The organism is Ancylobacter sp. G4_0304, assembly GCF_047501495.1.
GTDB lineage: Bacteria > Pseudomonadota > Alphaproteobacteria > Rhizobiales > Xanthobacteraceae > Ancylobacter.
The window spans coordinates 57867-69786 of the sequence record NZ_JAZDRM010000010.1; the positions used below are offsets into that span (position 1 = coordinate 57867).

Here is an 11920-nt window from a genome sequence, read left to right on the forward strand (position 1 = left end):
GACGGCGTCAGTCCTCGTCGCGCACCGGCTTTCCCTGCCGCCCGGCCTTGATGCCGGAACGTCGCGCCTTGGTCTCCAGCCGGCGCTTCTGCGAGCCGAGCGTCGGACGGGTCGGGCGGCGCGTGACCTCGACCACGGAGGCCTGCCGCACCAGCTCGACCAGCCGGGCGAGCGCGTCCTCGCGGTTGCGCTCCTGGGTGCGGTAGCGCTGGGCGACGATAACGATCACGCCGTCATTGGTCAGCCGCCGGCCGGCGAGGCGCTCCAGCTTCTCCTTCACCCAGTCCGGCAATGTCTTCGAGCCGCGCACGTCGAAGCGCAGCTGCACCGCCGTCGACACCTTGTTGACGTTCTGGCCGCCGGGCCCGGAGGCGCGCACGAAGGTCTCGACGATCTCGTCCTCGTCGAGGAACACCCGTGGGGCGATGGGGATCATGGCGGGGTCAGCGTCGCGCCGAAGGGCGCGCCGGCGGCTCGATCGATTCCAGGTGCTGGCGCACCATATCGAGCTCACCGAGCATGTTCGCGACCTGATCGCGCAGCGCATCCGCGAGCCGGGCGGCGGCGTCGGGATAGCTCTCCACCGTGCGCATGAAGATCACGCGGGAAATACGCAGAACGGTGGAGGTCTCCAGCGCGATGGCGGTGGCGCCGCGCTTGGTTTCGGTGATCAGCGCGATGTCGCCGAGCAGCACGCCCGGCCCCGCTATCTGCGCCGCGCCGCGCAGGTCCTTGCGCGCCTCGTCGCGGCTGACCGCGAAGGAGCCGGCGGTGACCACGAAGGCCGATTCGGCGAACTGCCCTTCGCGGAACAGCACCTCGCCCTCGGCGAGGCTGCGGCTGTCGGCACTGATCGCGATCGCCCGCAGCCCCTCGCGCCCGAGAAGCTGCAGCATCGGCACGCGCCCCAGCAGCGCTATGTCGTCGTCGATCGGCATCAGGCGAGCCAACACTCCGGCAGGCGGCGCGCCGAATCACCCCGGCGCGTTCATGGCAGCAATTTGTACCCGCCCGCCTCCGTGGCAAGAAGGTTCGGATGCGACGGGTCCTTCTCGATCTTCTGGCGCAGCCGATAGATGTGCGTCTCCAGCGTGTGCGTCGTCACGCCGGAATTGTAGCCCCACACCTCCTGAAGCAGGATTTCGCGGGCCACCGGCTTCTTTCCGGCACGGTAAAGGTATCGCAGTATCGCGGTTTCCTTTTCGGTCAGCCGGATCTTCGAGTTGCGCTCCGTCACCAACATTTTCGCGCCGGGGCGGAATGTGTATGGCCCGATGGTGAACACCGCGTCCTCGCTCGCCTCGTGCGAGCGCATCTGGGCGCGGATGCGCGCCAGCAGCACGGCGAAGCGGAACGGCTTCGACACGTAATCGTTGGCGCCGGCCTCCAGACCCATGATGGCATCGCTGTCGGTGTCGTGGCCGGTGAGCATGATCACCGGGGCCTTGAAACCGTTCTGGCGCATCTGGCGCACCGCCTCGCGCCCGTCGCGGTCGGGCAGGCCGACATCCATCAGCACCAGATCGACGCGGCTGGTCTCGACCTCGCTGATCGCCGCCTGCGCGGTATCGGCCGAAACCACCTCGAACTCGTCATACAGCGCGAGCTGCTCGACCAGCGCCTCGCGCAGTTCGTTGTCGTCGTCGACCACTAAAACCCGTTGAGCATTCGCCATCTACGCTTCCCAGTACGCTGTACGACCCTTGTCCCCGCTGGCCCGCCGCGCCTCGGCATGAGGACAGGTGACAGGGGATCGATTTCCGTCTTGTCTTCGGAAGTAGGGCAGTCGGCGCATCGAGGGCAAGCGGCGCCTGGCCGGCACCGGGTCGCCCCTGACGTGATCGTGAACGGAAATGGCGTGAAGAAGAAGGTCTTTCGTGAAGAAAAAGCAACAAAAGCGCCCCGGCGGGCCAGGCTCGCACGTGTCGCGGCCCGTCCGGGATCGCCCACACGCGGGTTTTTCCTGCTGGACGGACGGATGATTCCCGTCGCACTCGGCCGCTCCGGCATTCGCCACGACAAGCGCGAGGGCGATGGCGCTACCCCGGCCGGACGCTGGCATCCACTGGAGCTACGCTGGCGCGCCGACAGGGGGCCCCGCCCCGCGACCGGCCTCCCGGCGCGGCGCACCCGGCGCGAGGACGGCTGGTGCGACGACCCCGCGAGCCCGGCCTATAATCGCCCTGCCCGGCTGCCGATCCGCGCCTCCCATGAGGAGATGTGGCGCGCGGACGGGCTGTATGACCTCGTGGTAGTGCTCGATCACAACACGCGACCGCGCAAGGCGCGCGGCGGTTCGGCGGTGTTCCTGCATCTGGCGCGGCCGGGATTCGAGCCCACCGCCGGCTGCATCGCGTTCCGGCGCTCCGATTTCCGCCGGGTGCTGGCCCGGCTTTCCCCGCGCAGCGTGATCCGCGTCGGCTGAGCGCTGGAGCCGGAGCGCACTTTCTTGTCGATCAGGCGATTCCGCCCGATCGGAAAGGGCTCTACCGATGCCCGAAAATCGCGCTGCCGACCCGCACATGGGTGGCGCCGAGCGCGATCGCGGTCTCGTAATCCCCACTCATCCCCATGGAGAGCACCTTCAGCCCGTGGCGCGCGGCGATCTTGGCCAGCAGCGCGAAATGCGGCGCCGCCGGTTCGTCGGCGGGCGGGATGCACATCAGCCCCTCGATGGCGAGCCCGTGCTCCTCGCGGCAGGCGCGCAGGAAATCGTCGGCCTCCAGCGGCGCGATGCCGGCCTTCTGCGGCTCCTCGCCGGTGTTGATCTGCACCAGGAGGCGCGGCGCCGGCTGATCCGGCACGCGGGCGATCTCCTTGGCCAGCGCACTCGCCAGCGAGGGCCGGTCGAGCGTGTGGATCACGTCGAACAGCGCCAGCGCCTCGCGCACCTTGTTGGTCTGCAGCGGACCGATGAGATGAAGCTCGACGCCGGCGAAGCGCTCGCGCAGGCCCGGCCATTTCGCCTTGGCCTCCTGGACGCGGTTTTCGCCGAACAGGCGCTGCCCGGCCTCCAGCGCCGGCACGATATGCTCGGGTTCGAAGGTCTTGGACACCGCGACCAGATTCACCGAGGACGGCGCGCGCTCCGCATCGCGGCACGCCTGGGCAATTCGCGCGCGCACTTCCTCAAGACGATCCGCAACGCCCATCTGTCCGCTCCCTCGTTCCGGCCGATGGCGCACGCTTGGGAACCGGCGCCCGGCTTGTCAATAGCCGGCGACACATCCGGGGCGAACTGTCCTTGCGGCAGTCGCCCGGCGTTGTTAACTTTGGCCGGGGCAATTACCTGTGCTGCGGGCGATAAGACGACGTGACCGACGATAGGGGCGCTGGCGGAGCGTCCCCCTCCAAGCCGGAACAGCGACACGGCCACCGATTCGCCTTCGAACGGGGGCGTTCCCCCAGGCGCGTGGTGAGCCTTCGCACCCGTCTGGTGGCCCTGGCCATTCTGGCGATGACCCTGCTGATCGGCGAGCGTGTGATCGGCATCATCAGCCTCCACGCCACCACTCTCGAGATCAAGGAACGCGAGGTCCTGGACCTCACGGAGCAGGGCGCCGGCCATTTCGAGAAGGTGCTCACCGGGGTGCGCTCCATCCTGCTGACGCTGGCCGCCGAAGGCCCGCTCCTGAACGATCCCGCGAAGTGCGGCACTCTTCGCCAGGTGGTCGAAGCCTCGTCGCTGGTCGAATCGCTGTCTGTTCTCGATCGCGACGGAATAATCACCTGCTCCTCGGCGCCGGCCGGCATCGGGCTTGATCTGTCGGCGCGTGAATATTTCCTCCTCGGGATCAAGGGTCTTCCTGCGCTCACGACCGTCGCCCGCAGCTATGCCACCGCGGCTCCCACGATCTTCGCGTCTCAGCCGGTGGTCGGCGAGGGCGGAGCCGTTACCGCCATCCTGCTCGCCCGCGTGTCGCTGAACGACATGTTCCCGCGCTCGGCGATCGGGCGCTTGAATCCCAGCGCTGAGATCATCATGGTCGACGCCGAGGGCGTGGTGATCCAGGCGCAACCGGACATGCCCAACCTTATCGGCAAGAACCTGCGCTCGACCGAATTCGTCGCCCGCGCGCTGAGCCGCTCGCGCGGCACGATCATCGCGGATGGCGTGGATGGCGTGAGCCGGATCTACGGCTTCGTCCGCCTGCCTTCCAGCAACATGCATCTCCTGGTCGGGCTCGACAGGGCCGCCATGACCGCTCAGGTCGAGAGCGCCACCTGGCGCGCCGCGACCACGCTGCTGGCGGCAAGCTTCATCATCTTCCTCGGCCTGTGGATCGCCGGCGAGCGTCTCATCGTCGCCCCGGTGCTGACACTCGCCGCCCGGCTCGCCCGCTTCGGTCGCGGCGAGGACGACCAGCGCGAACAGGATGGCCCGCTGATCACCGAGTTGCAGCCGCTCGTGGTCGCCTTCGAGGCAATGGCGGACGAACTGACCCGCCGCGAATCCGCACTGCGCAGCGCCAATCGCCGGCTCAACTCGCTCGCCAGCCTCGACCCACTGACCGGCATTGCCAATCGCCGCAGCTTCGATTCGGTGCTAGCGCTGCAATGGAGCACGGTGCCGAACCTCGCCATGCTGATGATCGACATCGATCGCTTCAAGCTGTTCAACGACCGCTACGGCCACGGCAAGGGCGACGACTGCATCCGCCGCGTGGCGCAGGCCATGATGGCGACGGTTCGCGGCACCGACGTCATCGCCCGCATCGGCGGCGAGGAATTCGCGGTGATCATGCCCGGCGCCGATATCGGCCCGGCGCAGGAAGTGGCGCAGCGCCTGCGCCAGGCGGTGGAGCAGCTCGCCATTCCCCATAGCGGCAGCCAGGACGGCGTCGTCACCATCTCGGTCGGGTGCGCCGCGGGGCGGCCGGGACCCGATTTCAGCAGCAGCGATCTGCAACAGGCCGCCGACAAGGCGCTCTACGCCGCCAAGGAAGCCGGCCGCAACACGGTACGCTCGGCGCCGCCCTTCGAGGTCCGCACCTCGAACCTGTCCTGAGCCGGCGGGGCTCCGGACCGGCGCGAAGGTTGACCCGGCGCGTGACTTCGTGTCCTAGTCCCGGCCCATCGGCTCGACGCCGGCGCTGGCCTGTCCAGCCGGGCGGACGGGCCCTTCCGCGCCTATATTTGTCCTTGAAGTCCCTCTCCTTAAGCCCAAGATCACGTCCGATGAGCACCGAGCGTTACAATGCCCGCGAGGCCGAGCCCCGCTGGCAGAAAATCTGGGACGAGCGCGGTATCTTCCGCACCCGGAACGACGACCCCCGTCCCAAATACTACGTGCTGGAGATGTTCCCCTATCCGTCCGGGCGCATCCATATCGGCCACGGGCGCAACTACGTCATGGGCGACGTGGTGGCGCGCTTCAAGCGCATGAAGGGCTTCAACGTCCTGCACCCAATGGGCTGGGACGCGTTCGGCCTGCCGGCAGAGAACGCCGCCATCGAGCGCAACACCCATCCCGGCAAGTGGACCTACGAGAACATCGACACGATGCGCGCGCAGCTCAAGCTGCTCGGCCTGTCGCTGGACTGGTCGCGCGAGATCGCGACCTGCGACCCGTCCTATTATGGCGAGCAGCAGCGCATCTTCCTCGAATTCCTGAAGGCCGGCTTCGTCTACCGCCGCGAGAGCGAGGTGAACTGGGACCCGGTCGACAACACCGTGCTCGCCAATGAGCAGGTGATCGACGGGCGCGGCTGGCGCTCGGGCGCGCTGGTGGAGCGCCGTAAGCTGGCGCAGTGGTTCTTCCGCATCTCCGCCGCCTCCGAGGAACTGCTGGCCGGGCTCGACACGCTGGAGCGCTGGCCCGACAAGGTGCGCCTGATGCAGCGCAACTGGATCGGCCGCTCCGAGGGCCTGCATGTCCGCTTCGTGCTGGAGAACGCGCCCTACCGCGCCGCGCAGGAGATCAAGGTCTACACCACGCGGCCGGACACGCTGTTCGGCGCCTCCTTCCTCGCGCTCTCGCCTGGCCATCCGCTCACCGAGACGCTGGCCGCGGACAATCCCGCGCTGGCCGCCTTCGTCGAGGAATGCCGGCGCGGCGGCACTTCGACCGCCGAGATCGAGACCCAGGAAAAGATGGGCTTCGACACCGGGCTGAAGGTGCGCCACCCGCTGGGCGGGCCGCATTTGCCGGTCTATGTGGCGAATTTCGTGCTGATGGAATACGGCACCGGCGCCATTTTCGGCTGCCCCGCCCATGACCAGCGAGATTTCGACTTCGCCAGCAAATACGGCCTGCCGATCACGCCCGTCGTGCTGCCGCCCGGCGCCGACGAGGCGGGCTTCGGCATGGAGAGCCTGCCCTATGACGGCGACGGCACGCTGATGCATTCCGGCTTCCTCGACGGGCTGTCGATCCCGGACGCCAAGGAAGCGGTGGCCGCGCGGCTCGAAAAGGAGATGCTCGGCGGCGAGCCGGTGGGCGAGCGCGCGGTGAACTACCGGCTGCGCGACTGGGGCATTTCGCGCCAGCGCTACTGGGGCTGCCCGATCCCGATCGTGCATTGCGAGAGCTGCGGACCGGTTCCGGTGCCCGAGGCCGAGCTGCCGGTGCGCCTGCCGGAGGATGTCAGCTTCGACGCGCCGGGCAATCCGCTCGACCGCCACCCGACCTGGAAGCACGTGAACTGCCCGAGCTGTGGCCGGCCGGCGCGGCGCGAAACCGACACCATGGACACCTTCGTGGATTCGTCCTGGTATTTCGCGCGCTTCGCCTCCGAGCCCGGCACGGCGCCGCTGCAGAAGGGCGCCGCCGATCACTGGCTCGCGGTCGACCAGTATATTGGCGGCATCGAGCACGCGATCCTGCACCTGCTCTATTCGCGCTTCTTCACCCGCACGCTGAAGAAGATCGGCCGGGTCACGGTGGACGAGCCGTTCGCCGGCCTGTTCACGCAAGGGATGATCGTCCACGAGACCTACAAGGATTCAGCCGGCAAATGGCTGTTCCCCGAGGAGGTCGAGAAGCGGCCGGACGGCAGCTCGGTCAAGGTCGGGACCGACGAGCCGGTCACGGTCGGCCCGCCGGAGAAGATGTCGAAGTCCAAGAAGAACGTGGTGCCGCCGGAGATCGTCGCCGACACCTATGGCGTCGACGCCGCGCGCTGGTTCATGCTCTCCGACACCCCGCCCGAGCGCGACAGCGAATGGACCGATCGCGGCATCGAGGGCGCCTGGCGCTTCATGCAGCGCATCTGGCGCCTCGTTGGCGACACGGTGGCTCTCGCCCCGGAGGCGCTCGTCGTGCCCTCGACCATAGGGCCGGAAGCGACCGCGCTGCGGCGCGCCGCGCACAAGCTCGCCGCCCAGACCGCCGACGATGTGGAGCGCCTGCGCTTCAACGTGGCGGTGGCGCGGGTCCACGCCTTCGCCAATGTGTTCGGCGATGCGCTGACAGCCGCCCGCAAGGCGGCCGCGCCCGCGCCCGACCTTGCATTCGCCCTGCGCGAGGCCGCCCTGTTCCTGGTGAGCGCGGTCGCGCCGATGGTGCCGCATCTGGCGGAAGAATGCTGGGTGGTTCTGGGCGGCAAGGGTCTCGCCGTCGAGGCCGGCTGGCCGGAGACCGACCCCGCGCTGCTGGTCGACGACACCGTTACGCTGCCGATTCAAATCAACGGCAAGCGCCGCGCCGATGTTACCGTGCCGGCCGAGGCCTCGCCTGCGGAGGTCGAGCAGGCTGTGCTCGCGCTCGATGCCGTGAGACAGGTACTCGACGGACGCGCGCCGAAGCGTATCATCGTGGTTCCTCAGAGGATCGTGAATGTCGTTGTTTGACCCGATGACCATCGCCCGCCCCACCATGCGTCGCCTCAACGCCCGCCGCCTGCTCGGCCTGGCCGTGGTCGGGTTGCTCGCGGCCTCGACCGCCGGCTGTTTCCAGCCGATGTACGCCCAGACCGTGCCCGGCACCGATGGCGGCACGCTCGCGCAGGCCTTCGACGATGTGGAGGTCGTGTTCGTCCAGGGCCGCGTCGGCAATGAGGTCCGCAACGACCTGATCTTCGGCCTCACCGGCGGGGCGGGCAATCCGGTCGGCGTGCCCTACAAGCTGGTGCTAAGCGTGAAGGAAACCACCACCACCTCCGCCGTGGTGAACTCGGTGACCGGCCTGCCGGAGGTCGAGATCGTGCGCGTCGATGTCGGCTGGCAGCTGTTCGACAATGCCGATCCCAAGGTTCCGCTGAAATCGGGCAGGGGCTTCGGCACCGCCTCGCTGGACAGCGGCTATCAGCGCTTCGCCCGCTCGCGCGCCATTCGCGACGCGCAGAACCGCTCGGCGACCATGGCGGCCGAGATGATTCGCGGCCAGCTCGCCTCCTATTTCCTGACCCGCACCCCCAAGAGCTGAGGCTTCATGGTTGCGGTCAGGCCCGGCGACGTCGAGGCGACGCTCTCCCGGCTCGATCCGCTGCGCCCGGTCGTGCTGCTGTTCGGGCCGGACAGCGGGCTGGTGCGCGAGCGCGCCCGGGGCTATCTCGCCAAGGCCGGCGAGGGCTCGACCGACCCGTTCGGACTGGTGCGGCTCGATGGCGACGAGATCGCCGGCGATCCGGGCCGGCTTGTCGATGAGGCCGGCACCATTGCGCTGTTCGGCGGGCGGCGCGTCATCTCGGTGCGTGCCGGCTCGAAGAATATCGGCCCCGCCGTCGAGGCGCTGCTGGCCGCCCCGCCCGCCGACGCCGTGGTGGTGATCGAGGCCGGCGACCTCAAGCGCGGCATGGGCCTGCGGGCTTTGTGCGAGGCCTCGCCCCGTGCGCTCGCCATCGCCTGCTATGCTGATTCCGATCGCGACCTGTCCCGGCTGATCGACACCATGACCATGGAGGCCGGCATCGCCATCGAGCGCGACGCGAAGGCCGAGCTGATGGGGCTGCTAGGCGGCGATCGTGCCGCCTCGCGCGGGGAGATCGCCAAGCTGCTGCTCTATGCCGCCGGCGAACGTTCCATCACCGGCGCGCATGTCCGCGCCATCGTCGGCGACGCGTCGAGCCTCGCTCTGGACGAGATCGCCGATTCCGCCCTGGCCGGGCAGTCGGCCGAGATGGCCACCGCCTTCGCCAAGGCGACGGGGGAGGGCATGCGGCCGGACATCGTGCTTGGTGCGGTCGGGCGGGCGATGCAGTCGCTGCACGCGATGCGGCTTGGCATCGAAGCCGGCGGCAGCGTGGAGCGGGCGATCGAGGGCGCGCGGCCGGCGATCCATTTCCGGCGCAAGCCCTTGATTGAACAGGCACTTCGCGGCTGGAGCGCCGCGCGGCTGGAAAAGGCTCTGCTTACCCTGGACGACGCCTTGCTGGCGGCGCGGCGGAATGCCGGGCTCGGCCCGGCCATTGCCGAGCGCGCGCTGTTCCAGCTCGCCGCCGGCGCCCGCCGCGGCTAAGCGTCGGGGATTGACGACGCTCAGGCGCCGGCCAGCAGCCGGCACACCTCGTCGAGCTGGTCGAGTGAGGCGTAGCGGATGCGGATTTCGCCCGCCTCGCCTTCATGGCGCACCGAGACGTTGAGCCCCAGCGCATCGGACAGCCGGCGCTCCAGCGCGCGTGTGTCGGCATCGACTTCCGGCGCGACGCGCGGCTTGCGGGCCGGCTTGCCCGCCGCTTCCGCCTTCGCGTTGTTGAGCTCCTGCGCCAACGCCTCAATGGCGCGCACATTCATGCCCTGCTCGACGATGACCCGAGCGAGGCCCTCGGGATCGTCCTGAGTCAGCAGCGCACGGGCATGGCCGGCGGAAAGCAAGCCCTCGGCAAGATAGGTCTTCACCGTGTCCGGCAGCTTCAGCAGGCGCAGCGTGTTGGCGACATGGCTGCGGCTCTTGCCGATGACGCGGGCGACGTCGTTCTGCGAATAGCCGAACTGGTCGGCGAGGGCCTGGTAGCCGGTCGCCTCTTCCAGCGGGTTGAGGTCGGCGCGCTGCACGTTCTCGATTATGGCGATTTCGAGCGCACCGCGGTCGTCGACCTCGACCACCACGATCGGCACCTCGTGGATACCGGCGCGCTGCGAGGCGCGCCAGCGGCGCTCGCCGGCGACGATCTCGAACGCGTCGCGCTCGCCCGGAACCTGGCGCACCACGATCGGCTGGATCACGCCGCGCTCGCGGATCGAGGCGGCGAGGTCTTCCAGATCCTCCTCGCCAAAGCTGCGGCGGGGGTTCTTCGGATTGGCGCGCAGGAAGGCGAGCGGCACCTTGCGCTGGCCGACAACGGCGCGCGGACGATCGGTGCCGATCTCCGAAATCTCGCCCATGTCGCCGATCAGGGCGGCGAGGCCACGACCCAGACGCGAACGCCCGCCATCTTCCGCCATTGCCATCAAACCCTCCCTCAGGCCGCCTGAGCGCGCAGATTGCGCTCGCGTTGAATTATTTCGGATGCGAGACGAAGATAGGCCTGCGACCCGACGCATTTCAGATCATACAGCAGCACCGGCTTGCCATAGGACGGCGCCTCGGACACCCGGACATTGCGGGGGATGATGGTCTCATAGACCTTCTCGCCCATGAACTGCCGCACGTCTTCCACCACCTGGGTGGAGAGATTGTTTCGGGCATCAAACATCGTCAGCACGATGCCGTGAATGGTGAGGCCCGGGTTCAGGGTGCTCCGCACCTGCTCGACGGTGCTGAGGAGCTGGGACAGCCCTTCCAGCGCGAAGAACTCGCACTGCAGCGGCACCAGAATGGCATTGGCCGCCGCCATGGCGTTGACCGTGATGAGGTTCAGCGAGGGCGGGCAGTCGATCAGCACATAGCTATAGGCCGGCTGATCGTTTCGTTCCTGAATCGAGTTCAGCGACCGAATGGCATCCCGCAGCCGGAACGCCCGATCACGCGCGGAGGCAAGCTCCAGTTCCAGCCCGGAAAGGTCCATGGTCGACGGCGCAATATGAAGCCGCGGCACCGCCGTGTGCAGCACCGCCTCGCGCAGGCTGACATCCTGGGTCAGCACATCATAGGTCGAGACCCGGCGGCTGCGGCGGTCGATGCCGAGGCCGGTGGAGGCATTGCCCTGCGGATCGAGATCGATCACCAGCACGGTCTCGCCGATCGCGGCGAGCGCGGTTCCGAGATTGATCGCGGTCGTGGTCTTGCCGACACCGCCCTTCTGGTTGGCGAGGGCGAGCACGCGCGGCTGGCTGACCGGGCGCGGCGTGGTGAGAGCGTCAAGTGTCGTGTCGCGACTTTCCGTCATGGCTTCGACCCCGAAAGGCCCGGTCAAGGGCGCTGGCACTATGTTCGATCACGTCGCGGATCTGAGCGGCTCGGCTCCGGTAACGATCAAAACCCGGCCGCCCGGATCGGTCAGGCTCTGCTCAACCGAGGCCTCGATTCTCCAAGATTTAGAGGCTTCGGTCAATTCGTTATCAACATCTTGTCCCTTGAGGAACAGCCCTTTCGCTCCCTGTGCAAGGAACGGATAGGCCAGCTCCAGAAGCTTCGGCAGCGGTGCAAGCGCGCGGGCGGAAACCACCTCCACGCCCTGTGCGATCTTGGGTGCGATCTGCTCGATCCGCGCCGGCAGTACGGTGGCCGGCAGCTCCGCAATGCGCGCGGCCTCGCGCAGGAAGGCGGCCTTGCGGCTGTCGCTCTCCACCAGCGTGATGTCGGTTTCGGTGAATTCGGCAAGCGCCGCCGCGACCGGCAGGCCGGGAAAGCCGCCGCCCGAGCCGAGATCGACCCAGCGCGAGACATTGCCCGCCAGCGGCACGAGCTGCAGCGAATCCGCGACGTGGCGGGTCCAGACGTGGGGCAGGCTGGAAGGCGCGACCAGATTGATGGTGCGCTGCCATTTTTCCAGTAGTGCAACGATAGCAACGAGCCGATCCTCTGTTTCACGTGAAACAGGGGTCAGCTTGAGGGCGCGGGCGCGGTCGGTCGAATCAGCATCGGTCATGGCACAGTGTA

General features: G+C 68.2%; 12 protein-coding genes. 5 read left to right on the forward strand and 7 right to left on the reverse strand.

Going from position 1 to position 11920, the window contains the following annotated elements; genetic code table 11:
• Positions 1-7: 7 nt before the first annotated feature.
• From arfB to VRZ77_RS07825, 3 genes are read right to left on the reverse strand one after another with little or no spacing between them, the layout of a single operon-like run.
• On the reverse strand, positions 8-436 hold the full coding sequence (gene arfB / locus VRZ77_RS07815; protein ID WP_414592103.1) for an alternative ribosome rescue aminoacyl-tRNA hydrolase ArfB: 429 nt from the start codon (positions 434-436) through the stop codon (positions 8-10).
• A gap of 7 nt (positions 437-443) precedes the next feature.
• The gene (locus tag VRZ77_RS07820; protein ID WP_414592104.1) at positions 444-938 is read right to left on the reverse strand and encodes a cyclic nucleotide-binding domain-containing protein; all 495 of its coding nucleotides are present in this window, start codon (positions 936-938) and stop codon (positions 444-446) included.
• Between the two features lie 50 nt (positions 939-988).
• Positions 989-1675, reverse strand: coding sequence for a response regulator transcription factor (locus tag VRZ77_RS07825; RefSeq protein ID WP_414592105.1), 687 nt, complete (start codon positions 1673-1675; stop codon positions 989-991).
• Positions 1676-1978: 303 nt separating this feature from the next.
• On the opposite strand from VRZ77_RS07825, the gene VRZ77_RS07830 reads away from it, so the two are divergent.
• Complete coding sequence (locus VRZ77_RS07830) at positions 1979-2425, forward strand: L,D-transpeptidase family protein (protein WP_414592106.1); 447 nt, start codon at positions 1979-1981, stop codon at positions 2423-2425.
• A gap of 61 nt (positions 2426-2486) precedes the next feature.
• Here the strand turns inward: VRZ77_RS07830 and VRZ77_RS07835 are convergent, their stop codons facing one another.
• Positions 2487-3152 carry a YggS family pyridoxal phosphate-dependent enzyme gene (locus VRZ77_RS07835; RefSeq protein ID WP_414592107.1) on the reverse strand — a complete coding sequence of 222 codons (666 nt, stop codon included), beginning with the start codon at positions 3150-3152 and terminating at the stop codon, positions 2487-2489.
• Between the two features lie 263 nt (positions 3153-3415).
• On the opposite strand from VRZ77_RS07835, the gene VRZ77_RS07840 reads away from it, so the two are divergent.
• From VRZ77_RS07840 to holA, 4 genes are all read left to right on the forward strand, one after another.
• On the forward strand, positions 3416-5008 hold the full coding sequence (locus tag VRZ77_RS07840; protein WP_414592108.1) for a diguanylate cyclase: 1593 nt from the start codon (positions 3416-3418) through the stop codon (positions 5006-5008).
• Positions 5009-5178: 170 nt separating this feature from the next.
• On the forward strand, positions 5179-7791 hold the full coding sequence (leuS, locus tag VRZ77_RS07845; protein ID WP_414592109.1) for a leucine--tRNA ligase: 2613 nt from the start codon (positions 5179-5181) through the stop codon (positions 7789-7791).
• Positions 7778-8365, forward strand: coding sequence for a hypothetical protein (locus tag VRZ77_RS07850; RefSeq protein WP_414592110.1), 588 nt, complete (start codon positions 7778-7780; stop codon positions 8363-8365). The genes leuS and VRZ77_RS07850 overlap by 14 nt, the downstream gene beginning before the upstream one ends.
• Before the next feature lie 6 nt (positions 8366-8371).
• Positions 8372-9397: a DNA polymerase III subunit delta gene (gene holA / locus VRZ77_RS07855; protein WP_414592111.1), complete on the forward strand. Its 1026-nt coding sequence runs from the start codon at positions 8372-8374 to the stop codon at positions 9395-9397.
• A gap of 20 nt (positions 9398-9417) precedes the next feature.
• On the opposite strand, the gene VRZ77_RS07860 is transcribed toward holA, so the two are convergent.
• The 3 genes from VRZ77_RS07860 to rsmG are packed head-to-tail and all read right to left on the reverse strand — an operon-like array spanning position 9418 to position 11909.
• A complete protein-coding gene (locus tag VRZ77_RS07860; RefSeq protein WP_414592112.1) occupies positions 9418-10329 on the reverse strand; it encodes a ParB/RepB/Spo0J family partition protein in 912 nt (303 codons plus the stop codon).
• Positions 10330-10340: 11 nt separating this feature from the next.
• Complete coding sequence (locus VRZ77_RS07865; RefSeq protein WP_414592113.1) at positions 10341-11207, reverse strand: ParA family protein; 867 nt, start codon at positions 11205-11207, stop codon at positions 10341-10343.
• A 48-nt stretch (positions 11208-11255) separates the two neighbouring features.
• A complete protein-coding gene (rsmG, locus tag VRZ77_RS07870; RefSeq protein ID WP_414592114.1) occupies positions 11256-11909 on the reverse strand; it encodes a 16S rRNA (guanine(527)-N(7))-methyltransferase RsmG in 654 nt (217 codons plus the stop codon).
• Positions 11910-11920: the final 11 nt, after the last annotated feature.